This is a genomic window from Mycobacterium sp. ELW1 (assembly GCF_008329905.1).
GTDB lineage: Bacteria > Actinomycetota > Actinomycetes > Mycobacteriales > Mycobacteriaceae > Mycobacterium.
This window is the reverse complement of record NZ_CP032156.1, coordinates 53544-77856: the sequence shown is the minus strand read 5'-3', so window position 1 is coordinate 77856 and position 24313 is coordinate 53544. Positions and strand designations below refer to the sequence as shown.

Below are 24313 nucleotides of genomic sequence, written 5' to 3'. Positions count from 1 at the left end.
TCCAAGGGGGTGCCATGACACTGGCTAGTGGGCAGCCACGAGCACTCGGAGAGGACGTGAGCCCGGGCGAGCTGCAATCAATATTTACACCGAGGCCAAGCCCGTGAACATTTCCTGTAGCAATGCCTTAAAGGGCGCAGCGAGGCTTCCCCGGTAATGCCACTGCGATAAAGTAATTTCCCGAAGTCCAACCGGGGAGAATGAGACTCGACGTGACGTTCTCCGGAATTAGCCCCGACTTCGCCGCGGTGTTGTCGCACCTGGACAGTACCGCGGCGCTCAGGCACGCGTGCGAGATCGTGCACCGCGAGCTCGGGGCCGACGTGGCCGCCGGTGCGGAGCGGGTGGGTGAAGACGACACCATGCTCGTCACCATGGTCGTCCGCACCACGCTCGGTGCGCGCACCGAACAGCTCAACGGTCTGGTGGTCGGTCCCCACCAAGGGCTGGGTGGTGAAGCCGCCGTACGTCGACGCACCGTCGCCGTCACCGACTACTGCGCGAGTACGTCCATCAGCCACGACTTTGACGAGGCGGTCCGCGCCGAAGGGCTTTACTCAGTGATGGCCGCGCCGATTATTCGGGCGTACCGGCTGTACGGATGTCTGTACGCCGGCCGGCGCTCCCGTGAGCCATGGCGCGATAGCGAACGCTCCGAACTTCTCGCTCTGGCACGGCAAACGGCAATTGCCATGGAAGTTGCGGAGAGTGCTCGCGAAATGGCGGAGGTGGCCGTTTACGACGACCGGCAACGCCTGGCGGCCGCGCTGCACGACTCGATAGGTGCGACACTGTTCAGTGTGCGCGCGGCGCTGGAGTCCGCCCTCGCAAAACAGCCGGAGCGAGCGGTTTTCGATCTGCTGCAAGACGCGATAAGGCTGTCGGAGCGCGCGAGTTCGGAGCTGCGCACTGAATCGGTGGCGCTTCACACCCCGCCAGACAAGAAGGCACTCGCCGTTGCTTTGCGCGGCGATTGCCGGGAGTTTTCCGAGCGGACCGGCGTCGAGGCGACCCTCGTCGTGCTCGGTGACCTGCCGCACGTGCAACTCGGGAGGGCCGAAGCGCTGCGACTGGCCACACGTGAAGCCCTTCTCAATGTTGAGAAACACTCCATCGCGCAGTCGGTCGTCGTCAGTCTGTACCCAGCTGATGACGGCATCGGGCTGTCCGTCGCCGACGACGGCCAAGACAGACAGGCCAATCCCGAAGGCAGCTCCGGTCTTGGCCTGCGCACCACGGGCGAGCGAGTTGCACGGGCCGGCGGGTGGTTGAAGTTCGACGAGGCAGACGGCCGCGGTCACACCGTCCGGGCCTGGGTGCCCGCGACTAGAGTATTCCAGCCTGCTGCGCCTTGATCACGGCGTCCAACCGGTTGCGGGCGTTGAGATTGACCAGCAGCGATTGGATATAGGACTTGATCGTGTTGTCCGCCAAGCCGAGGTGCGATGCGATCTGCGAGTTGCTCTCACCCATAGCCAACCGCTTCAGCACCTGGTACTCGCGACGCGGCAGCATCAAGGAGGCGCCGCCGATCGCCGGATCGCAATACCGCCGTCCGGCCATGACCTCTCGGATGGCGGTGATCAGAACGCCGCAGTCATTGTCCTTGTGGACAATGCCGTCCACGCCGACGAGATTGGCGACCTGTCCGACCGTGGGGTTGTTGTCACCTGTGAATAGGATCAGCTTCACCGCAGGCCGCGCGCTGCGGATCGCGGTCGCCGCCTCCGGGAGCGACAAATCAGGCAGATGCAAATCCAGCAATACGAGGTCCGGCCGCAGCTGTGCCGCCAGGGCCGCGCCGGCTTTGCCGCTATGGGCCCCAGGGCACATCTCGATATCAGCAAAGTCTTCGACTACCCGCTCGACACCTAGATGCACTATCGGATGATCGTCGACCAACAACACCAGGGCAACCGGCGGGCGTATCGCCGCTCCGCCAACTTTGCTGTAGGTGTGCGTAAAGCCGTCAGATCGCATAACGCAACGGTACGCCAGAAAGGCGCGGGGATCGGGAAAAGCTCCACCTCTTTGTTATCACCTCCACCTCAAATACCTCCGTTCGGAGGTATTTGACGTGGGGGAAGTTTGCGTTGGCGGTGGTAAAATAAGCCGGGCTGAGCCCCCGGGTCGACTATTTGCTAAGCTCTTAGGGAGGTGATGTCAGTGCCAGTGTCGGCCGAGCACGAAAAGATCAAGAAGTTTGACTGGGAGCCTTCGTACTTCCATCGCGATGCGCACTACCCGACGAAGTACAAGATCCCGCCACGAACAAAAGATCCGTTCCGCACGCTTGTGCGCGAGTACGCCAGCATGGAAGAGGAGAAGGACGACAGGACGTACGGTTCGCTCGAAGATGCGCTAGCCCGGATGAGCAACCCCAGCGAGGCCGAACCCCGCTTCATGGAAGTCATGAAACCCGTGCTGGCGGTCGTGAACTTTGCCGAGTACGGCGCACTGAAGTGCGCGTCGATGCTCGTCGACACCGTATCTAATCCCGAATTGCGGCAAGGCTACCTGGCCCAAATGCTCGATGAGGTACGCCACGTCAACCAGGAAGCCTACCTGAGCCGATACTTCGCTAAACATGCACCGGATCCGGCGGGGTTCAACTCCGGCTTCAAGATGCGGGCGTTTGATCCCCTTGCGCGGCCGGGAAGAGCGTGTTTCGAGCTGTTCATGAACGACGACCCGATCACGAATGCGGTGAATCTGCAGGTGGTCAGCGAGACTGCGTACACCAATCCGCTGTTCGTCGCTTTCACCGAACTCGCTGCTGCCAATGGGGACCAGGCAACACCATCGGTGTTCCTGTCGATCCAGTCGGATGAAGCCCGCCATATGTCGAACGGGTACGCGACGTTGGCGGCTGTGTTGACCGAGCCCGACAACCTCCCGATGCTGCAGCTCGACTTCGACACCGCCTTCTGGCGCCAACACTGCTTCCTCGACAACTTCCAGGGCGTTGTCTACGACTACTTCTCGAAATCGAGGACGATGCAGTCCTACCGCGATTACTGGGACGAGTGGGTCTGGGAGGACTGGGGGGGCAGCTACATCGAACGGCTGGAACCGTTCGGCTTACAGCTACCGCGGTGGATCGGCGACGCCAAGCGCCACGTCCAATGGGGCGGGCACACCATGGCGATGGTGTCGGCTGCGCTGTGGCCCGTGCACGCGTGGCGATCCGACTACATGACAGAGGCTGACTTCGATTGGTTCGAGACCAACTATCCGGGTTGGGAAAAGCACTATGCCGGGTTCTGGACAGCGTATCGAGAGATGGCCGATCCCCGCCACGGGCAGTTGGCGCTCGGCTCCCTTGCGCCGTTGCCGCCGCTCTGCCGGGTGTGCCAGATGCCGGCTGTGTTGCCTCGACCCGACATCAACGAGATGCAGTTGGCCATCGACTCGGCGGGCCGACGGCACGCCTTCTGTTCAGCACCTTGCTTCCAAATCTTCCGACAGGATCCAGCCAAGCATCAGGGGCTGACATGGTGGGAGGTCAACGACGGGGTCGAGTTAGCGCGATACATCGAGGAGTTCGGATTGCTCAGATCGGACGGCCGGACGTTGATCGGACAGCCCCATCTGCACACTAGCGAACGGTGGCTGTGGACCATTGACGACATCCGCCGCACTAGTTTCGTCCTTACTGACCCGCTCAAGTCGTTGCCGGCCGACGCATTCACCCGAATCTGATGTCCGGCACTGCCGACCGTGACGACGGACTGACCTCGGCAGGAGTCATTTTGGAGACGGTCGCCGAGGGCTTCTATTCGCCCCGCGATCTGACTTATGTGCGCCCGCAGAAGCGCAGGCTGACCGAGTACGAAGCGGTCATTTGCAATACCCAGCCAGACCTCGGCCAGTTCGAGGTCGGCGGATGGCTCGCCCTGCGGCCGGACGGTAGTGGCATCCACCGGCCCGAGAGCACGGCCCTTTCGTATCCAAATTGGTTCGAGTATCGAGATCCGTCCGGGGTGTGGCAGCGTCCGTACGTCAAACAGCTTGCACAGTTCGAACGGTCGGTCTCCGCGGTGATGACTGGGGCGCAACTTAACGGTGCGTTCTCCGATATCTCGCCGATCTGGCTGGAGCTACTGGCACATCACTACGAGGCATTCGCATCATTCGAATGGGGCATGTTCCGCTCGCATGCTTTCGTCGCGCGCGAGGCATTGTCAGACACCTTGACCATGGCCTCGGTGTTCGCCGCCCAGGACAGGTTGCGACATCAGCAGAACATTGCTCTGTACAGCCTCAGCCTTCATGAGCACATCGCTGACTACGAGGAAGGTCTGGGCTTGGCCAACTGGCTTGATGATCCGATCTGTCAGCCCGCGCGTCGCCTCGTCGAACGCGTGATGTCGTCGACCGACTGGTGTGAAGTACTGCTGATGACCAACCTGATCATCGAACCGCTTTACACGGCGCTGGTCGGCAGTGAGTTCTTTCGCCGACTGGCCCCGTTACATGGCGACGTCGTGACCACGGTGATCGAGATGACCGCAGAAGCGGCTCGGGCCCGGAACCGGGCGATGGCGATGGCATTGGTCAAAATGGTGTCTGCTGACTCCGACCGGGTCGGACGCACGGTGTCGAACACCCGGAACCGTGAAGTGATGCAGTCGTGGGTGGAGTCGTGGTATCCGATGGCGATCGCCGCAGCCTCGGCTTTCCTGCCGCTCTTCAAAACGGCGGCAGTCAACGGCGACTTCGGACAGCGGGCGCTCGATCGGGCACTCGCTGACACACGCGATGTGCTGGACCAGGTCGGCTTGACCGTCCCCGGCAAGTGAGGCGGCACCATGAACTCCAATGCTCCGCACATAAAGATCGCCGAGCGACCTCGCCAACAAATAGGTGTATGTCTGGCCAAGAGCAGCGAGGCGCAGGCCGCATTTGAGTACATCAGCGACCAATGCCCGTGGGTCCGAGTCAAGGATCAGGGGCCCTACTATCAGTTCGAGGCAAAAGGTAGCATCAGCATTCCGCTCGACGCGGTCGCCGACTACCTCGGCCGCTCTCTGACAATGTCACAGTTCCTCGTCTGCATGACCACGTACTACGGCCGGATTGTGTCCGAGGACGACGTTTTCATCGTCACCGCCGATATGGCACAGCTCGACCGGATTGGGCGCTGATGCCCACTGTCCGGTTGGAGCCGTCCGGAGCTGAGTTCCACGTGGACACCGGGGAGGACATCCTAACGGCGGCCCTGCGCCATCGAATTTCGATTCGGTACGGTTGCCGGCGGGGTAAGTGCTCATCATGCAAGCACTGGCTGGTCGACGGCGATGTCGAGGATTCCGGAGCTTCGGTTTATGCGCTGACGCGTGCGGACTGCGTGGATGGCGCGATCCTGCTGTGCTGTACTCAAGCGTTGAGCGATCTGATCATCGAGCTCGACAACGACGCCGAAGCCGAGGAGCTCCCGCCGCTGGAGCCACCCTCGTCTTATACCGGTACGATCGTGGAACAGCGATGCCTCACTGAGAAGTTGACCGAGGTGCGGGTGAGACTTGACCGGTCGTTGAGATTCCGGGCAGGCCAGTATGCCGAGTTGTCGTTCGCCCACCCTGGAAAGAGTCGGCCTTACTCGATCCTCAACGCACCGGTCTCCGACCTCGAATTGACCTTCTGCATCAAGCGGGTGCCCGGCGGAGCATTCAGTGGCCGGCTAAGTGAGCTAACCCCCGGCACCACGTTGAATGTTCAAGGACCTTTCGGCACAATGTTTTTGCGCGAGAGCGGCCGACCCGTCATCGCGGCGGCGGCCGGTTCGGGAATCGCACCGATTCTGTCGATTCTGTGCGACGCCGCCAGCTCAGGCATCAATGTCGCGATTCGCTTCTACTACGGTGCGGTTAGCGCGGCCGATCTCATCTACCTCGATCTGCTGGACGAGCTCGCGCAGCAGCTCCCCGACTTCCAGTTCATTCCGTGCGTGTCACGCGGTGAGCCCGCAGAGGTGTCGAACGCACGCTACGGCAGTATCACGCGAGTGATCGCCAGTGATATCAGTGAGGCATCGGCGTACGACGCGTACCTGTGTGGCGCTCCGGACATGTGCGACACCGTTGGCGAGCTTCTCGAGCTCAAAGGCATTCCGGCCAACCGGGTTTACACCGACGCCTTCTATGACAGCGACGGCCGTCTGCCATTGTCTTGATCTCTACACCCGTTGGAGCAACATGGAATTCGTCCGAACCGCCCGAATTTCTTGATGCTCCAGCCGGTTTGGGTTTCGACGTGGTGGCTTACGGCCATCGCGGCGACCACGATGCTCAGGTGGGTCTCGATGGATTCACGCAGGTGGTGATAGATCGGGCGGGCCTGCAGGTGATGCTTGGACATCCGGAAGGACTTCTCGATGTGCCAAAGCTGGTGGTAGGCATCTATGACGAACGTCGAGGACGCGCTGGTCAGGTTGGTGGTGTAGCCCTTCCAGCCGGCCAGCGCTCGCGCCTTGGCCTCCAAGGTGCGGTTGACCGACTTGGAGGCGCCGGTGAGCTGGATGTAGCGGTTGCGTTTGACCGGGGCGTGTCCGTCAACAGCGCGTTCGGCCTTGCGGACTTGCTCGTCGATGCCGCGCAGGGTTCGCCGGGCTCGATCTGCGCGGTACCGGTAGTAGATAACCCGGTCCGGGATGCCGCGGGTCTTCTCCGCACTGGTGGCCGGCCACGACTGCGTCAACACCAGCCCATCGGGGACCGCCTCATCGGGGTGCAAGGCGTGCCATTCGCGCACCACATCGGGCAGAAACGGGATGCGGGTGCCCAGGACAAACGACAGCCCTGCGGCTTTGATCGCGACCTGGTTGGCCTCGGAGATCATGCCGGCATCGGCCACGACGGTGACGTCGGAGAGCTGGTGGGCGGTCTTGAACGCGTTGATGACTGGCAGCATGGTGGCGGTCTCAGCCTTGTTGCCCTCGAAGGCCTGCATGGTCAGCGGAAATCCAGACGCGTCGGTCAACAGTCCGAGGGTGATCTGCGGCCCCAGCAGTGGCGCCAAGCCTTGGCTGCGGCCAGCGCGCGCCGCGCCGGGTTGGGCCGGCGTCGCTGGTGTTATTCGACGTCTCGACGCTGTACTTCGAAACCGATACCGGAGTCGGGTTCCGCGAGCCGAGCTTTTCCAAGGTGCGGCTGGGCGTAGCTGGGCAGGCGGCGCTTCACGGTGGCATACGAAGCGGGTTCGACACCGACCTCGGTCAGCACCCGCTCGGCGTCGATCTTGCTGGTGGGTTCGATGATCCGGGCAATCGTGAGGTCACGAAACACAGTGTCGCCCTTGGTTGCTGACTCGAACCCCACAATCCTATACGCCGCACAACGCGTCCCAGGGGTGCGTCATCTGGGTGGAAGTGATCGGCAACGGCTCCGAGCCCGCCGGAGCGGTCACGTCGAGATCGAGCACGGCCTGATTGGCGGCCAACCGCTCGGCCGCGGCAGCCTTCAGCGCGGCCAGCTCGGGCTCATCGTGGGCTGAGCCGAGGTGCTCGATGTTGCGTGACCCGCGCCGGGTGGACCACACGATCTGCACCGCGATCGACCCCGAGGCGGTCTTCACGGTCGCACATAGGCCATTTCGGCAGCCTACGGCCGCAATTTAGTGCACAAATTCTGGCCGAGCCCACCAAGAAAATGCAGTTCATAGCCCTGCAGTCACCATCAACTCGGAAACGTGAGCCAAGTCAGGTTACACGCTGGTCGCGGATCTCGGCACCCATCCGCGCCGCCTGCTCCCGCGACTCCGGTGGCGTGTTCCCCGCGGACTCCTCAACGACGAATTCGCCGACATGAGTCCGTTACCCCGAGAAATGGATTCTCCGGATATGCCCGAGGCAATTCATCGTGGACCAGTTCAGGTTCCGGTCAGCGCCATCCGGACCAGCCTCATTCGGCCACCCCTTAGCGAATACTCACACCATAAGGGGAGTCATTTGAAAGCGGCCGTGAGACGCTCGATAACGATGTCCGGCTTTTCGACCATCATGAAGTGTCCTGCATCCTCGACTATCTCAAGGGTGTAGTTTGAATAGTATTTCGGGAGCCGGTCTGCGAGTAGCGAAGGAACCACCGTATCTCCTTGGCCCCAGAGGATCGTCACCGGCAAATCTGTGACCTCGTCATCGAGTTCGTTCCACGGCGCGCTCGTCATCGACAGATTGGCCCGGTAGTAATTGAAACCACCGTGGATATTGCCCGCCTTCATGAAGTTGTCAACGTAAATCTCCATCTCATCATCGGTCAGTAGCTCGTCGCGATAGGACCAATGATTCATGAAGTGGGTAAAGTATATTTTGCACGCCGTACGGCTAGAGCTCACAAGTTCTACCGACATGTCCGTCTGGTGGAATTGAGAATACCACGACTCTGACACATGTGGGATACCGAAGTAGAACTCACCGAAGTCGGGTGTGATCGGATCGAATATAGCTGCCTTTATCACGCGATTCCGGAATTTGCGGATGAACTTGTGCACGATGATCGCTGCATAATCATGACCGACGACGTAGGCTTCGTCAATTCCAAGTTCATCCAGCAATGCTGCCTGATCGTCGGTCGCGTGATCGAGCGTGTACTGCGATATATCGCCGAGGTCGGGCTTTTCAGAGTCTCCGAAACCCCGGAGGTCGGGAACGATTACGTCGAAATGTTCTGCAAGAGGAGCGACTACTTTGCTCCACTCCCACCAGAATCCTGGCCACCCGTGAAGCAGCAGCAGCGGGGGACCAGAGCCTTCCCGAACATAGTGGATTTTCACGCCCGTGGATAACTGAATCTCATTGTGCGAGAATTCCTCTGGACGCCGTACTGCGGGGGTCGCAAAGGAAGAGGCGGTTGTCATTTTTTCTTACCCTTCGTTGATTACGATGCCGGATTTACGCTTTAACCCTGTGTGAAAGAGTTTCGGTCACGTGGGTGTCGTCAACCAATGTCTGCACTTCAATTCGCGGCGGACCGCGATACACGCCGCAACGCCACCGAATGTAGATGCACCAGCTCCCCTTCGAGATACCGACGTTGAACGTGATAAGGACTGTCTTGCGCGCCCCGCCAATCGCGGTCTGCGGAAGGGTTCACTCAAAGCGGCGCCTCAGCCCAATTAGTTGTCAAGCGACTTTCAAGATTTATCCCAATATGCTTGACTTGGGTGTAGCTGGTTACAGCTTCAAAGCCCTCTTCCCTCCCGAGTCCGCTCTGCTTGGTTCCGCCATGTGGCGTCATCGGAAGTTCACCGAACCAGTCGTTGATAATCACCCCACCCGCGTCTATTCGCCGGGCGATGTTTAGCGCATTAGTGATACCTTCTGTCCAGATCACCGAGAACAGTCCGTACTCACTGCTATTGACTAGGGAAATGAGGTCGTCAATCTTATTCCAGCGAATAACAGCTGCCACGGGGCCAAATATCTCCTCCGTCGCTATTCGCGCTTCGGGACTCACCTTATCGAAAACGGTGGGCTCGATGTAATATCCATCTGAGCCGACGTCTCTGGGCCGACCTCCCCCAATCCGCAGCACACTTTCCTGTTTCCCGATTTCGATGTAATCCATAATTCGGTTGTACTGCTTCAGCGAGACTACGGGCCCCATCTGCGTAGCTTCATCGAAACCGTCACCGACGCGGGTGTCCTTGAGCCTCGCTACGAGGCGATTAAGAAACTCGTCAGCGATGTCCTCGTGAAGAAGTAGCCGACTGCCAGCAATACAGACCTGACCGGCATGCGAGCAGAATCCCTGAATCGCACCCTCTACCGCGTCGTCAAGCCGTGCGTCGGGCAACACGATGAGGGGGGACTTTCCGCCAAGCTCCAAGTTTAGTTGGGCAATGTGCTCTGAGCCCAGCTTCGCCACCGTACGCCCAGTTTCAGTAGAGCCGGTGAAAGTGATGCCGCGAACCTTCGGGTGAGAGGCAAGCGCGGCCCCTGCCTCAGGTCCCAAGCCAGTGACCACGTTGAACACCCCTGATGGGAAATCCGCCTGCTCCACCAATTCGGCGAACTTCAAGGCCGATAGAGAGGTATCTTCGGCGGGCTTGACCACACAGGTGTTCCCCAGCGCGAGCGCTGGCGCAATCGATCTCACCATGACTAACAGCGGGTAATTCCAAGGTACGATATGCGCCGTTACCCCCAGTGGTTCGAGAACCGTGAGACTCATCTTTTCGCCAGGCACGGTGATCGTGCGGCCGTTGACCTTATCCGCCATGCCAACCCAATACTCAAGCCACAGCGGAATAGCCGACACCAAATCACGGGCCTTCGACAGGTAATGGCCTGAATCCACCGCCTCCAGCGCAGCCAACTCCTCGGCATTGGCGGATACGAGTTCTGAGAGGCGACGAAGCAGCGCAGCACGAGCGATCGCATCGGTGAATTGCCAATCGCGAGCAACCGCGTCGGCGGCACTAACTGCACGATCTACATCGGTGGCCCTCCCACGAGGAATTCTGGCGATCTCACGCCCCGTGTTCGGGTCGATGGTGGCAAACGTCTCTCCTCCGTCCGCGAAACACCACTCGCCGGCGATGTACATCTGAGTTTCACCGATAGTCCGTGAGGACCTGTCGAGTTTCAGTGATGGAGACACGTCGTTCACGCTCCGGACGCGCTGGGCAGTCCCCGTTGGCCCGTCCGTGTATCGATCCAAACGGGGCCTCGCGCAATGACACGGTCTGCGATCTCGCTGATCTCATCAAAGTCGGGGTCATAGGGCAGTGATTCTTGCCCTTTGTATCCCAGCTTTGCGTTGACATCGGCATTCAAGTAGTACGCGCCGGCAATCAGATGGGTGACGAGATCGAAGGATTCAGGCGACAGGGAGTCGCTTATGGTAGCGAGTCGATCCGCAGGTACATCGGCCGGCAGACTCGCAACCGCCTGGATGAAGTCCTCTGCGTGATCATCGCGCACCTTCAGAGCCCTTGGAAGCAGTTGAGTTACAACTCCGGCCCCAGACGCCGAGGGCATCCCAAGGTCCTCGTCGCCAGGCAAAATTGCGTCACATACCCAGGATAACTGGGCTTGAATATCCTCATAAGTCGTCATTCTGGTCTCCTAGAATCTATTCAGCTGATAATTCTTTACATTGATTTGGCTGCAAGAGGCACGCGCTGATCTTTCGCAGCCTTAATCGCGAGGTCTGCTGTGCGTAGCGACAGAGCCGCTACAGTGCCGGTTGGATTAACACAGCCGGAGGTCGGCACGACACTGCCGTCGACAAGGAATAAGTTCGATACGTCGTGCGCCCGCCCAGTTCCGTCGACCACAGACGTGGCCGGATCATTACCCATTGTGCAGGTGCCCAGTAGGTGCCACCCTGTCTCGCGCACAATCGACGCAACAATGGTCTCGTATGCACCTGCCTCCTTCATCGAGATTTGGGCCTGCTGCTGATTGAAGTCGAGGAGCCGTTTCGTATTCTCGGACGCGCGATAGCGCAATTTGGGTGCCGGCAAACCGTCATCGTCGACAAGGTCGGGATCCAGCGTCACCGTGTTGTACTCGTAGGGGAGATCCTCGGCGATTATCGACCAGCCTGCAGAGTGTCCGAAACGACGACTTACCTCCTTATGAATGTCTTTACCCCAGGTAATTCCATTGAACGGCCAGGCGCCCGTCGACGCGAGCGGCCCTCCAGTACCCATCAGCTGCCATTTCGCGCCGCGAACGAAGTCCCGATCCGGATGGGTTTCCTGGAACTCCAACGAATATGCGCGCTGACCATAGGGACCTTGCCATCCGTCAAAGAAATCGTCGAACAAACCGACGACAACACTGTAAGGGTGCATCATCAATCTTTTCCCGACCATGCCCGACGAGTTGGCAAGACCATTCGGGTGGGATGCAGACGCCGAGTTGAGTAGGAGTCGGGGCGTGCCGATTCCATTCGCCGCGACGAAAACTGTTCTGGCGGGCTGAAAGTGGGTCTTCCCAGTCGCACGGTCAACGTACGTGGCCCCAGTGGCCAGGCCGTTTTCGGTCTCAATCCTTTGGACGCGGGCGTTCTGCACCAGCTTGGCACCTTGTGCGATCGACACCGGCCAGTGGGTTCGGTCCACAGACGCCTTTGCCCCATCGTTACACGCCCACAAGCAGCTACCCCGTCGGACGCAGGGCAACAAGTTTCCATGCTTGACCGAAGCGATAGCATTCGTGCCCTGCCACCAGTGCCAGCCGAGGCGGTCGTGCGCTGCTGCGAAGCGCCTCTCCATATCACCAAGTGGGAAGGGTGGAAGCGGCGGCTCAAAATCTGGCATAGAGGGATCGCCAGGGAGTCCGGAGACCGAGAAATCAACCTCGACGCGGTCGTAATATGGTGCGAGCTCCCAATAGTCGAAAGGCCAATCTTCAGCCACACCATCGAGTGTGTGCACCCTGAAATCGCTAGGCTTGAAGCGATGCCAGGCAGCCGCGTACAAAATGGAGCTACCACCCACTCCGTTCCACATGAGCGGTGCCACATCGGATTCATCGTCATTAATCGGGTAGTCCGACGGCGCCTGCCTACGATTCGGGTACCAGCTGAAGTGGCGGTCCTTGGCTAGTTCAAACTCATCCGAATCACTCTTGATGGTCGTGTAATCGGGGTACTCACCCTGCTCGAGGCAGATCACCGTAAATCCCTCCTCGGTGAACCGTTTCGCCGCAACAGCACCGGTTGGGCCAGCACCGACGATGAGCACGTCGTATGTAGTCTTAGTATGTTCAGGAACAGACATGGCAGGCAACTCCTTCGTTAGACGCCGCGTTGGACTGGTTACGCGGAACTCTTATGCGGTCGAATATCTTGTATTGCCCCGATTGGCAAAGCCGCAGGCGGGTCATGTTTTATCGTCATAGGCCCGCCCAGGCCGGGGGAAGCGTTCCAACACAAGCTATTTCGAGCGGGCTTAGCGAACGCGCGACGGCACCGAAAGTGATGCGATCGTCGGCGAACCCCTCCCCCCAAGTGCTCGCGTAGCCGGCGCGATATCTCTGGCCGGCGAAGAGTTGGTCGAGATCGTCGTGACTGGTCCACCGCACCACCGTGAGTACGGGGCCGAGCGGTTCGCCCGCCGAATTCAGCCGTCCTGCGGCCGTCGCGGCATTGCCTAGATCTGTCACTACTGGGGGCATCCGCCAACCCATCCGGTGTTCGATATCATCCGGAATCGGCCGACCGACCATTGTTCGGCCCCCATCGGCACCTAGCCATTGCACACGCGACATCGCGACCCGGCGAAGAGGTTCAGACGGCAACGGCGCCGGCGAAACAACACCCACTTCGGATACCAGTGCTTCCAGCGCCCTGGGTGCGACGCTGTCGTGCACAGCTACAGTGGTTTGCCCAAAGGGCCCACCAGTGCTGTGGATACGGAGCCCCACAGCGGCTTTCGCTGCCATCGCAGAGATCTGTCTATCGTCAATCTCCGGATATATGATCGCGACGTTGCCACCGGCTGACAACGTGCGCAGGGGTACACCTGTACGCGGTTCAGCTCGGCGGGCTTGTGCCAGGGTGCCTGGATTACCATGAACGTGAAGCTCATCCAGAAGCGAACTGCCGATCAAAGCAGCACCGACATCCACCCCCGTGCCCTGCACCACGTTGATCGAACCCGGCGGGAAGCCAACTTGGCTTGCCGCCAGCGCCACGGCAACCGGCGAAAGCGGCCCCCTCAGTGAGGGTTTGACAACCACGGACATACCGCGTACCAGGGTGGCGAAGACCGATGTGAGCATCTCGGCGAGTGGCAAGCCCCACGACAGCACATGCCCCGATGCACCTTGTTGCCTGCAATCGGCCCTGCCTTCGACCTCAAACACAAGGGCGCGCGCGACTGCTAGCGTGGCCCGCAGCGCCGCCGCGGAATCCTCAGCACTCAAACCGGTTTCGCCGCACTGTAGCTTTACCAGTTCTGGTTCCAGCGCATTGAGGCGGTCCAGGAGCGCCATCAGCAGCTGTACCCGTCGTTCAGGGTCGGCCCATTCGCCTTTGTCAATCGCCTGAGCCGCCGCGATGGCGCGGTTCACATCATTACGAGATGACAACGGAACCACCGCAGTAATGGTGCTGTCAGCCGGATTTCGAATCTCGAACTCGTATGGTGCCGCCGGAAACACCCACTCGCCCCCGATGTAATTGCGACTGTAGACATCGTCGGTGGGCAGCGCGGTTCCGGTGTCCGCCAGCATGTCAAGATCCTTTCCCGGTGCGATAGGTGCCAATTAGAGGAAGCGGTCGAAGAACACCCGGTCGGCCGCGGCGTCGCCGTGCCGTACGAGCGCGCGCAAGGCCGCGTCAACCATGCCCGCCGGCCCGCCGAGGTAGATGTCATATCCGGCAAAGTGGTTCCAGTCGGCAAGGACTTGGTCGACCACACTTCCGAGTTTCACGGCCGGTAGCAACGGGTTACCGATCGGCTCATCTCCGATTTGCTCGGCGGCCAACGTGATAGAGGCGCCCATATCGCGCAGCCTCACCAGCCGATCCAGCAGAACGAGGTCCCCATCCGATCGCGCACCGACATACAAGTGCAGCGAAGGGGCCTGCCCGGTGGTCAGCACCTGTTCGGTGATGGCGAGAATGGGTGCCAACCCAGTGCCGCCAGCCACACACAGCACCGGCTGTTCGGAGTTCGGCCGCGCGTATGCCCGCCCATACGGTCCTTCGACCATGAGCGAATCACCGAGCGAGATCTCATCGAACAACCAGATGGACCCCGAACCACCCGGTTTGGCCTTGATCACGAACTCGACCATCGTCGCGTCCGCACGTTGCGGATGGGCCATCGAGTAGGCTCGCCGGACGCCCGCCCAGGACTGGAACAGCACGAACTGTCCGGGCAGGAAGGTCATGGGCCGGTCTAGTCCGACGGTGAAGAGGGCAGTATCCGAAGTCAGCAGCACACGACCGACCAGTTCGCCGCCGAAGTGCTCCGGGCGAGGCTCGGCAACGGCCGGCGGGGATGAGAGTGCCGGGACTTTGATTTTGCAGTTCCCGTTCGGGATGGTCTGACACATCAACAAGCGATTGCCACGGCGCCGGTCACGTTCAGTCAGACCATTCGCGTCTGACCACAAGGTCTCCGTGTCGCCTTCGAGTAGTTGAGCCCGACAGCTGCCGCACCCCCCGCTAGCGCATTCATAAGGTAGCTGCAGGCCGGCCCGCAGGCCGGCCTGCAGCATCGTCGCGTTCGGTTCGCAGTCGACGACAGCGTCGTGACCCTCGAACGTGACCTTCGCGCTCACTGCCGAACCACTCGTCAACTAGTCGCTACGCTGAGGCCGAACTCGCCGAGCCAGCCAGTCCATGTCGTGCGGATCCGGGCGGCTGAAGCCGCAGCGCTGGCGCCGGACGGGGTCTCGATCACCCGGGCTCCGGCGTCGATCATCTCGAGCGCCCGCTCAGACCAGGAGTCGAGACAGCGCTGCAGCACAGCAAGATTGGTCGTAGTAGAGACGTAGTTGACCAGCGCAGAGGTCCAGCGCAAGCTGCGTTGAGCATCTTGCCACAGGTTTTCGATGATCAACTCATCCAGACGAGCGTCTACCGCCGCTAGCTGGGAGGCCAAATGCACCAGGAACACCTGGTCGGCTATTGGCTTGACCACAAGATTGGTCGCGACGAACGCACGATCCCAATCGAATTCGACCAGAGCCCACTCAAATGCTGAGCGAATCGGCTGCCACTCCGGGTCCTCAGTCCACGTGGACTTCTCGCCGGTGGCGAATCCACGGTCAGGATGCGTCAACTTGAGCTGGGTAGTACGGTAGGCGGTCAGCTGGACGCGGCGTAGCTGGTCGGCGGTTTGGAATGCCGCGCAGGTGGCGACGTAACTGCTGACCGCCAACTGCTGCAGATAGGCTGACAACATCTGCTGACTGTGCGCCACGTAACGTGTCGGCGTAAGGGCACGGCGCAGCAGACTCAGGGCTTCGTCGGTCAACGACGCGTCATAGTCCTGGCTGTCGAACTGTTCCAGCAAACCTTCGACGTAGGTTTCCTGGTCGTCCTGTTGCGCGACGTAAGTGGCGTAGGTCATCTGGTCAGGATCGCGGAACTGTTCCCATTCGGGCACAACGAGATCCATGCTGTCACGGTGATTCCGCAGCCACCGGTTGCCCCAAACGTCGGGTCCCATTTCTAACCCCGCCGGCCCGGTGGTGTGGTTCATGTCGTGAGTAACAATTTCGTACTCGGTCGGGCGCCGGCCCAGATTGCCTAACGAACTCCAAGTCTTTAGCGACCGCGAGCGCGCCCGCGGCGCGGCTGCTTTGTCTGTCATGACTTACTCCTGCCCGTAATTCTCGTAGTACCAAAGGTATTCGTCGGTTCGGGTTTTCATTCGCCCACGAAAGGACGGCATGTCGATCTCTAAGGTTTCGAGGGGACAAGACTGGCCGAGAGCCTTCTCGAGGCTGGCTCGACTAAGTCTGCATCGGCCGATAGTGTGCACCCGGACATAGTCGCCGCGGTCGAGCACCATCACGTCCTGGTCCGGATTGTCCTCCTCGACGGCGTCGATGACGGCTTCAGCCAAATGTCCCGACCGGATCACCGGCCCGACCAAATCGTGGCTGGATTCGGTTTCCTCATCAATATCGATGACAGTCATTTATCAGTTCCTCCGTTAATGCGGGTGAGCGCGTGCTCGTAGGCGGACCTGTACAACACCGTCAACGACGCGGACGTCGTGCGGCGTCAAGCAGGTGTCTCGGGGATTAACCCCTTCCCCGGTCAGAGCATTGAATTGCCATTCGTGGGCTCTACATGTGACGACCCCATTTTCGAGTTCGCCCTCGACCAGCGACATACTCTGGTGCGGGCAGATACCGTCGTAGGCACGAATCTGCCCGGCGACCTTCAGCAGCAGCACTTCAGCATCGCCGATATCGAAAGCCTCCATCTCCCCGTCCCACAGCTCCTCGGCATCCACGAGTTCGACATAGCCCTCATCGTCCGACTCAGACATGGCTGGTCTCTCTGAATCGGACGTCGAACCACTGCAGCGGCGGCACGGGATTGGTCGCGAACAGGTCGGTCACTTTTCCCTGTGCAGGCAGAATCTGTCCGTCGAAAACCACCTCATATCCCGGGTGCGGATCAGGGGTCGCGACGCGGCGACCCACAACGTGGTATGCCACCTTGTCAGCCACCTCCGCCCAGGAGTCGTCGGTGTCGATCGCGATCAGCTGGGCTATGAAATCGCCAACGAAACGCGCAGTAATCGGGAACGGGGCCATAACAATTCACACTCCTAACAAGTCGTACGCCAACCGGCCGGCCGGCTACTGCAAAACTGTTTCGGCCACCGAATGCTTGCCGTTGCCGTTACTGGGTAAGTAGTCCTTGGCCCACTCGTAGTCGTAAACGTCATCACCCATCACGTCGGGGGTGATGCTCATGTATGCCAAACCGCCTGAGAGGTCTGGTGGTTGGATCTCTCCGGCGATGAACCGATCGATGATGTTCTGGTGGCCTGCGTAACGCTCTGGGTCCTGCTCGAAGCACCATTTGGAGATCGCCGAGTCGAAATGGTAGAGGCGGTCCTTGTACATCAAACTGTTCTCACCACACTCGTGCGGGCCCATACCAGCGCCCAGCGGCAACTGTGTGAGGGAGCACAACGCAGGCAGGGTCTCCGGCAGGGTCAACTCCATCTTGCCTGAGTTGATGTTGGCGATGATCTCGTCCCACATGAAGCCAAAGTCCTGCTCCCATGTCGGGTACTTTTCGTTCAGCCATTCACGCTCATCCTTCGAGACGCCGGCATTCGGCTTCCAGAACAACGTTGGCCGCCAGTACCAGGTGCCCAAGTGCATCGCATGATGACCGGTTTCCAGCGCCCGCATGAATTGGTCCCAGTACCAGGGCTTCTTCAGGCCGTAGTCGTCAAGGATGCGCTCGTGGTGGTTGACGATCCACTCAAGCATGAACTCCTTGAAGCTGTGCCTTCGTTGATCAAGAGGCGTGTAGTAGTCCATCGCAGGCCCGGTGAGTGTCTGGAAGAGCCGAGTAGCCCGCCAGAAAGCCACATCGATAGAACGTTGAGCACGCGCGGGATCATGCTCCATCAGGATGGCCAGGGTCGGGAAGCCTTGCTGAGCGTGGCGAGCTTCGTCAGTCTGTATGGAGGACAACAGATTTGACCAGTTGATATCCCCCGCAGCCATCGCATCAGCAGCTAGGGCGACGAACTGCAGATTCGTGAAGCCGTGCTCGACCGTCAGGCTGTTGACTAGCGATGCCTCCACACAGTCCGCATTGAGCATGGCGTCATCGAAGAAGTTCTTGACTGCCAGTATGCCCCACTCGTTGGTATGGAATGCCTTTTGCGCCCAGTCGAATCGAGGGTCTGCCTTGAGTAGATCGTGTGAAAAGCGCAAATCGAGCTGCGCGTGGCGGGTTTCGTCCAACATGCCGAACACGCCGAGATTGCGCCAGGCCGGTGACGGAGCGAACCGACAGAACCGGCTCTGCATCGTGACGGCCATTTGCTCGACCATGCAGGTGCCACCCATATGGAGGTGTGATGCGGCAACGTGCGCCGGGTCCAGCTTCTCGTAGATGCCGGCCCGCACAAGTGCGTTGCTCACTGCCTTGACACCAGCTTCCTTCTCGCGCTGGATGCGCACGTAGTCGCGGTAGGAGACACGGAATGGTTCATCCCACTTCGCCCACGCCTCCTTCGGAATATCGCCTGACCCCGTCCAGCCGTCGGGGAATGCAGTCCCCTTATCGACATAAGTCATATCCCAGTCGAGATCGCGTGAGGTGTCGTACCAATCGTCCCTGTTCAATAGCATTTCGTTAACCACCTTTCGATCGACCTTTAGGGCTGTGGAACAGTCCCAGCACAGTTCAGATGATGTCTTGGCGGCAACGATTCCAGCTGCTTGTGCGAGGCAGTACCTCCGTTCGGAGGTCGGACGCAATTTCGGCACAACGATGCGCGTTCACCGCCGAACGGCGGTAAGGGAACGGACGGCCGCACAACCGACAGATACAGGCCACGCGACCGGACACATCAGCCCTTTTCGGCCACCGACAGAGCGCAGGCCAAGTACGAGATGCTGCAGCCATATCGGTTGCGTCCACCAAGGTGGTGTACGAGTCGGACCTGATCGTCGGTACCGGCGTGTCGTAGCCGAACGATTGTAGGTCATCGCGTGATTCTTCGAGAGACCCTTCAAAGTCACTCGAGCAAAGGAACCGACGCGATGACCACTGCCCACAATATCGACCTGCCCGCCGTGCTCGCCGAACGACTCACCACTACCACCCCGATGTGCTGCGCGAGCTGCTCGCCACCTTCATCCACACGTTGATGGGTGCCGAGGCCGACGCGATGTGCGGCGCCGGATACGGCGAACGCTGCGCTGAGCGCACCAATTCCCGAAACGGGTACCGGCACCGCCAATTCGACACCCGTGCAGGCTCGTTGGATCTCGCGATCCCCAAGCTGCGACATGGCTCCTATTTCCCGGACTGGCTACTGGAGCGCCGCAAACGCGCTGAGCGGGCCCTGACCACCGTGGTGGCGACCTGCTACTTACTCGGAGTCTCGACGCGGCGGATGGACAAGCTCGTCGAGACCCTGGGCATCACCAGCTTGTCGAAGTCGCAGGTCTCGGTGATGGCCAAAGAACTCGACGCCGCCGTCGAAGCCTTCCGCACCCGACCCTTGGACGCTGGCCCCTACAAGTTCGTGGCCGCCGACGCGCTCGTGCTCAAGGTCCGCGAGGGCGGGCGGGTGGTCAACGTGCATGCCCTGATCGCGGTCGGGGTCAACGGCGAGGGCTACCGCGAGATCCTCGGTATCGACGTCACCACCGCCGAGGACGGAGCGGGCTGGCTGACGTTCTGGCGGTCGCTGACCGCCCGCGGGCTCTCGGGGGTGAAACTGGTGACCTCCGACGCGCACGCCGGGTTGGTGGCCGCGATCGGCGCACCGCTGCCCGGTGCCGCCTGGCAGCGGTGCAGAACCCACTACACGACCAACCTGATGGCGAAGACTCCCAAGAGTTCATGGCCGTGGGTGCGCACCCTATTGCATTCGGTGTTCGATCAACCTGACGCTGAATCTGTTGCTGCTCAATATGATCGGATCATCGATGCGCTCACCGACAAGCTCTCCCGGGATCGCCGAGAACTTGGAAGCAGCGCGGCCTGATCTGCTGGCGTTCACCGCGTTTCCCAAGCAGATCTGGCGTCAGATTTGGTCCAACAACCCACAGGAGCGGCTCAACAAGGAGATCCGCCGGCGCACCGACGTCGTGGGCATCTTCCCAGACCGCAACGCCCTGATTCCGCCTCGTGGGCGCGGTGCTGGCCGAACAACACGACGAATGGGCCGAATCCCGCCGCTACCTCGGCCTCGACGTCCTGAGCAAATCACGCGCCGTCAACGAAGCCCCGGCAGAACTGACCGCGCTCGCTGAAATTCCCCACTGACGCTCATCGAAATTCCCCACCCGTGTGGCTCCGCCGAGAAGGGCGGGCCTCCCTCGAAGCTGCTGGTGTCTGACGCCAGTTGCTCCATCGAAGGAGGCCCGCTTTCTCATGCTCACATGGGAGGACGACTTGGAAGTACATGCCCTACGCCGTCGTGGCTGGTCGATCTCGGCGATCGCCCGCCACACCGGCTTCGACCGCAAGACGGTCCGCAAGTATCTGGCCGGTGACGGCAAGCCCGGGGTGCGTGCCCGACCCGGTCCGGATCCGTTCGATCCGTTCGTCGACTACGTCACCGCGAGGCTGACCGAGGACCCGCACCTGTGGGCTCGGACGCTGTTCGATGAGCTCGAGGACCTGGGGTTCGGTCTGTCGTATCAGAGCCTGACCCGCAATATCCGGGCCCGCAATCTGCGCCCGGTGTGCCAGGTGTGCCGCACCGCGACCGACCGCCCGAACGCGGTGATCCCGCACGAGCCGGGTGATGAAACCCGTTGGGACTGGCTGGAATTGCCCGACGCGCCCGAATCGAGGGGGTGGGGCAAGACCGCGCACTTGTTGGTCGGCTCGTTGGCTCATTCCGGGAAATGGCGCGGCTATTTGGCGCCAAGCGAGGATCAACCGCACCTGGTCGCCGGCCTGGACCGTGTCACCCGCGGCCTGGGCGGGTGCACCCGCGTGTGGCGGTTCGACCGGATGGCCACCGTGTGCGATCCCGGCAGCGGCCGGGTGACCGCATCGTTCGCCGGGGTGGCCAAGCACTACGGAGTCTCGGTGGCGATCTGCCCGCCCCGGCGCGGAAACCGCAAGGGCGTGGTGGAGAAGGTCAACCACACCGCCGCGCAACGCTGGTGGCGCACGCTGGCCGACGACATGACCGTCGAGGCCGCCCAGGCCAACCTGGATCGCTTCGCCCGGGTACGCAGCGACACCCGGCTGCGGGCCACTGCCGACGGCCGCTCCTCAGTCGCGGTGGTGGCCAACTCCGAACCGCTATCCCCGGTGCCGGCGGTGGCGTATCCGGTGATCGTGGCCGAAACCCGCACCGCATCGCGACAGGCGATGGTGTCCTACCGCGGCAACCGCTACTCAGTGCCTCCGGAACTGGCCGCCGCCCAGGTGGTGGTGTCGCATCCGGTCGGCGGCGAGTTCTGCGATATCGCCACCACGAGCGGGATCGTGATCGCCCGGCACAGGATGGCTGCTGACGGGCTCGGGGTGATGGTGCGCGACAGCGGGCATGTCATCGCCCTGGACACCGCCGCGATGGCCACCGCGGCCACCGGACGTCCGCACCGGCGCAAGGAACACATCCCACCGGGCCCGGCCGCCAAAGCCGCTGCCGCGCAACTGCTTCAACTCAAGCAGCAATCCATCACCGCGGTTGAAACATCAACTCCGTCAACCGATTCCACCGTCATCGACCTGTCCGCTTACGAGCGGGCCGCCCAGAACAGGACCATCCAATGACCCCCACCCCGCGCACCCCCAAGACCACCACCGAGAAGTCGCCGTCGGCGGCCGCGAGCCGCTATCAGCAGCTGCGCTCACATCTGGCCGAACTCAAACTGGCCGCGGCCGCCGAAGCCCTACCCGCGGTCCTTGACCAGGCCACCGCTGAGGGCCTGTCGCTGACCGTAGCGTTGGAGCGGCTGCTGGCCGTGGAAGTCGAGGCCAGCACCGCCCGACGGTTGGCCGGTCGATTGCGGTTCGCCTGCCTGCCCACCCCGGCCACCCTGGCCGACTTCGACGTCGATGCCGCCGCCGGGATCGACCGCAAGCTCATCGACGAACTGGGCACCTGCCGCTACCTCGAATCAGCGACCAACATGTTGCTCATCGGGCCGGCACCGGCAAGACACATCTGTCAGTCGGATTGGCAAGGGCTGCAGCATATGCCGGGTATCGCACCTACTTCACCACCGCCGCCGACCTGGCCGCCCGATGTCACCGCGCGGCGATCGAGGGACGCTGGGCCACCACCATGCGCTTCTACGCCGGGCCCACACTGCTAGTGATCGACGAACTCGGATACCTGCCGCTGCCGGCGGAGGCCGCGTCAGCGCTGTTTCAGGTTGTCTCCCAACGGTATCTGAAGACCAGCATCGTGATCACCACCAACCGCGGGGTGGGAAAAGCGCACTTGTTCACGCGAACCTGTGCGGAAGTGGCGTCGTAATGTGACACGTTCGCACCTGTCAGGGTTCAGCGAGCTGCTCGGGCAATCGGCCATCGTCGAGGTGATCGGCGAGGTAGATCATCGCTCCTTCGGGTCTCATCCCGAATGCTGCCGCGACGAGTTTCGGGTCGATCGTGTTGACCAGATCGGCCAGCCGAGTGCTGCGCAGCATCTTGGGTGGCAGACCGCATGGATCGAGCAGGTGACTCATGTATGCCTCGGACGCCGGTCGCCGGTCGGCTTTGGTGCCGCGGGTGACGATCACGTGCGGGTTGTTGGTGCGCAGGGTCTCGCGGTGATCGAGGCTGCGTTGCAGAGCGATCCAGCTGACCGGGTCCAGCGGCACGGGGTGGGGGCGCTTGCCGAGCCGGATCGAGCGATCACTGGTGTCGATGTGGTCGACCTGCAGCAGCCGCAGCTCACGGCTGGAGGCACCGTGCAATATGGCAAGGAGTCCGAAGAGGGCCTCGTGCGGGTGCGCGGCAGGGTCGGCGCTCCAGCGGCGAAACAGGGTGCGTTGCTGGGTGATGGCGACGGTGCGGCCGCGAAATCCCCTGTGACGCTTGGCCGACATGCCGCGCGTCGGGTCGATGAGCACCGCACGGTAGTTGCGTGCGAATCGGAAGAATTGGCCCAATACAGTCAGGCGTCGCGCTCGGGTGTTCGGCAGTCCGGCGAGGAACGCCTCGATATCGGTGACGTCAACGAGTGCCCAATCCTGTTTGCCGCGGTGGGTATCGAGGAAACAGGCGAGGTCGCGCACTATCGTCAACGCTGACTCGATGGTGCGGTCGGTGCGGGGCCGGGTGCCCGCACGCCGGGCCCGGTCGCGGGCGTGCAGCATGGATTCGGCGAAGGCCGCGACAGCGGCGCGCATCGGAGCCGGGGTGGCATCGATCCGTTTCTTGCGCCGTCCAGCGGCGAGCCTCTGGTCCTGGTCGGTGGCCATCGCCAGTCCACGCTCGGTGAAGAACGTCTCCAGGGCACGCGCCAGTGATCCCATCGACCGGCCGGGCCGGCGGGCTCGCTCGAGCACGCTTTGCGGGTGGTTGGGGTGTTCGTCTTCGAGAAGTCGAGCAAGCGTGGTGATCAACCTGCAGGCGCGAGCGGGACAGTGATGGGCGGCCAGATGCGCGACGAAGTCGTCGAGCCAGTCCGGTGGTTCGGCGAGCCCAGCGGCCAGGGTCTCGCCGCGTACGAACGGCCGGTCGGGGTGGCGCTGCCAGCATCGCCCGCACATACCGCGCCCGGCGTGGCGGCGCAGCTCACCGCAGGACACACAGATGCGGGGCGGCTCCTTTGGCGGGCCGGGCCGCGAGCACCGGCCACACCACCCAGTCGAGCGGAGATAGCCGGGCTTTGCGCAGCGCGGGCACGCCGATTTCGCAGCGGCGAGCGCGGCCCGCTTCTGGCACGGCCGACACACCGTCTCACCGCGGAATTTGATCGGTCCGCCGCATTCGCGGCAGCGGCGTGAGCACAGCACGCACCGGCCCGTCTCCGGAATCAACACCCGGCCCTGGCCGCAGCCCGGGCATCGCGCCTTGGCCGCCTGCTCTCGTAACCGGCGGGTGCACCGGCAGCAGTGCTCGCGGCCGATGTATCCGACCGGTGCGCCGCAGTCGAGGCAGTCTCGTTGCCGTTTCCCCATCAGCCGCAACCCGTTCTAACCCTTGAGTGGGGC

At 61.6% G+C, this 24313-nt stretch carries 19 protein-coding genes and 3 pseudogenes; 8 read left to right on the top strand and 14 right to left on the bottom strand.

What is annotated here, in order from left to right; genetic code table 11:
- The first annotated feature begins 212 nt into the window (after nucleotides 1-212).
- A complete protein-coding gene (locus D3H54_RS30305; protein WP_286199377.1) occupies nucleotides 213-1355 on the top strand; it encodes a GAF domain-containing sensor histidine kinase in 1143 nt (380 codons plus the stop codon).
- Here D3H54_RS30305 and D3H54_RS30300 read toward each other — a convergent pair.
- On the bottom strand, nucleotides 1327-1980 hold the full coding sequence (locus D3H54_RS30300; protein ID WP_210419785.1) for a response regulator: 654 nt from the start codon (nucleotides 1978-1980) through the stop codon (nucleotides 1327-1329). The genes D3H54_RS30305 and D3H54_RS30300 overlap by 29 nt on opposite strands.
- A 186-nt stretch (nucleotides 1981-2166) precedes the next feature.
- On the opposite strand from D3H54_RS30300, the gene D3H54_RS30295 reads away from it, so the two are divergent.
- Genes D3H54_RS30295 through D3H54_RS30280 form a run of 4 tightly spaced genes read left to right on the top strand, consistent with a single transcriptional unit; the run spans nucleotide 2167 to nucleotide 6175 of the window.
- Complete coding sequence (locus D3H54_RS30295; RefSeq protein ID WP_502707770.1) at nucleotides 2167-3702, top strand: ferritin family protein; 1536 nt, start codon at nucleotides 2167-2169, stop codon at nucleotides 3700-3702.
- Between the two features lie 50 nt (nucleotides 3703-3752).
- Complete coding sequence (locus D3H54_RS30290; RefSeq protein ID WP_286199376.1) at nucleotides 3753-4802, top strand: ferritin family protein; 1050 nt, start codon at nucleotides 3753-3755, stop codon at nucleotides 4800-4802.
- A 9-nt stretch (nucleotides 4803-4811) separates the two neighbouring features.
- The gene (locus D3H54_RS30285) at nucleotides 4812-5147 is read left to right on the top strand and encodes an MmoB/DmpM family protein (RefSeq protein ID WP_149383889.1); all 336 of its coding nucleotides are present in this window, start codon (nucleotides 4812-4814) and stop codon (nucleotides 5145-5147) included.
- Nucleotides 5147-6175, top strand: a complete 1029-nt coding sequence (locus D3H54_RS30280; protein ID WP_149383888.1) for a 2Fe-2S iron-sulfur cluster-binding protein — start codon at nucleotides 5147-5149, stop codon at nucleotides 6173-6175. The genes D3H54_RS30285 and D3H54_RS30280 overlap by 1 nt, the downstream gene beginning before the upstream one ends.
- Before the next feature lie 29 nt (nucleotides 6176-6204).
- Here D3H54_RS30280 and D3H54_RS32285 read toward each other — a convergent pair.
- The 12 genes and pseudogenes from D3H54_RS32285 to isoA all read right to left on the bottom strand — a co-directional run.
- A pseudogene (locus D3H54_RS32285) lies at nucleotides 6205-7592 on the bottom strand (hypothetical protein); the annotation flags it as partial.
- Nucleotides 7593-7944: 352 nt separating this feature from the next.
- The gene (locus D3H54_RS30270) at nucleotides 7945-8856 is read right to left on the bottom strand and encodes an alpha/beta fold hydrolase (RefSeq protein ID WP_149383887.1); all 912 of its coding nucleotides are present in this window, start codon (nucleotides 8854-8856) and stop codon (nucleotides 7945-7947) included.
- A gap of 236 nt (nucleotides 8857-9092) precedes the next feature.
- On the bottom strand, nucleotides 9093-10547 hold the full coding sequence (locus D3H54_RS30265) for an aldehyde dehydrogenase family protein (RefSeq protein ID WP_149383886.1): 1455 nt from the start codon (nucleotides 10545-10547) through the stop codon (nucleotides 9093-9095).
- Nucleotides 10548-10606: 59 nt separating this feature from the next.
- Nucleotides 10607-11059 carry a hypothetical protein gene (locus D3H54_RS30260; protein ID WP_149383885.1) on the bottom strand — a complete coding sequence of 151 codons (453 nt, stop codon included), beginning with the start codon at nucleotides 11057-11059 and terminating at the stop codon, nucleotides 10607-10609.
- 35 nt (nucleotides 11060-11094) lie between these two features.
- The gene (locus tag D3H54_RS30255) at nucleotides 11095-12732 is read right to left on the bottom strand and encodes a GMC family oxidoreductase (RefSeq protein WP_149383884.1); all 1638 of its coding nucleotides are present in this window, start codon (nucleotides 12730-12732) and stop codon (nucleotides 11095-11097) included.
- Between the two features lie 115 nt (nucleotides 12733-12847).
- Nucleotides 12848-14188: an aldehyde dehydrogenase family protein gene (locus D3H54_RS30250; protein WP_149383883.1), complete on the bottom strand. Its 1341-nt coding sequence runs from the start codon at nucleotides 14186-14188 to the stop codon at nucleotides 12848-12850.
- Between the two features lie 33 nt (nucleotides 14189-14221).
- Nucleotides 14222-15244 (bottom strand): 2Fe-2S iron-sulfur cluster-binding protein, encoded by a 1023-nt coding sequence (locus tag D3H54_RS30245; protein WP_149383882.1) that lies wholly within the window; start codon nucleotides 15242-15244, stop codon nucleotides 14222-14224.
- Nucleotides 15245-15258: 14 nt separating this feature from the next.
- Entirely contained in the window at nucleotides 15259-16281 is a 1023-nt protein-coding gene (locus tag D3H54_RS30240; RefSeq protein ID WP_149383881.1) for a ferritin family protein, read from the bottom strand.
- Between the two features lie 3 nt (nucleotides 16282-16284).
- Entirely contained in the window at nucleotides 16285-16611 is a 327-nt protein-coding gene (locus D3H54_RS30235) for an MmoB/DmpM family protein (protein WP_149383880.1), read from the bottom strand.
- A 15-nt stretch (nucleotides 16612-16626) separates the two neighbouring features.
- A complete protein-coding gene (locus D3H54_RS30230) occupies nucleotides 16627-16968 on the bottom strand; it encodes a Rieske 2Fe-2S domain-containing protein (RefSeq protein WP_149383879.1) in 342 nt (113 codons plus the stop codon).
- Complete coding sequence (locus tag D3H54_RS30225; RefSeq protein ID WP_149383878.1) at nucleotides 16961-17239, bottom strand: toluene-4-monooxygenase system B family protein; 279 nt, start codon at nucleotides 17237-17239, stop codon at nucleotides 16961-16963. The genes D3H54_RS30230 and D3H54_RS30225 overlap by 8 nt, the downstream gene beginning before the upstream one ends.
- Nucleotides 17240-17284: 45 nt before the next feature.
- A complete protein-coding gene (isoA, locus tag D3H54_RS30220) occupies nucleotides 17285-18802 on the bottom strand; it encodes an isoprene monooxygenase oxygenase subunit alpha (RefSeq protein WP_149383990.1) in 1518 nt (505 codons plus the stop codon).
- A gap of 414 nt (nucleotides 18803-19216) precedes the next feature.
- Between isoA and D3H54_RS30215 the strand changes: the two are divergent.
- The 3 genes and pseudogenes from D3H54_RS30215 to D3H54_RS30205 form a co-directional block, all read left to right on the top strand.
- Nucleotides 19217-20450 (top strand): annotated as a pseudogene (locus tag D3H54_RS30215) (IS256 family transposase).
- A gap of 108 nt (nucleotides 20451-20558) precedes the next feature.
- Nucleotides 20559-21920, top strand: a complete 1362-nt coding sequence (locus D3H54_RS30210; protein WP_149383877.1) for a Mu transposase domain-containing protein — start codon at nucleotides 20559-20561, stop codon at nucleotides 21918-21920.
- Nucleotides 21917-22584 (top strand): annotated as a pseudogene (locus D3H54_RS30205) (ATP-binding protein); the annotation flags it as partial. The gene D3H54_RS30210 and the pseudogene D3H54_RS30205, both read left to right, overlap by 4 nt.
- A gap of 64 nt (nucleotides 22585-22648) precedes the next feature.
- Here the strand turns inward: D3H54_RS30205 and D3H54_RS30200 are convergent.
- Nucleotides 22649-24280, bottom strand: coding sequence for a tyrosine-type recombinase/integrase (locus D3H54_RS30200; RefSeq protein WP_210419600.1), 1632 nt, complete (start codon nucleotides 24278-24280; stop codon nucleotides 22649-22651).
- Between the last annotated feature and the right edge of the window lie 33 nt (nucleotides 24281-24313).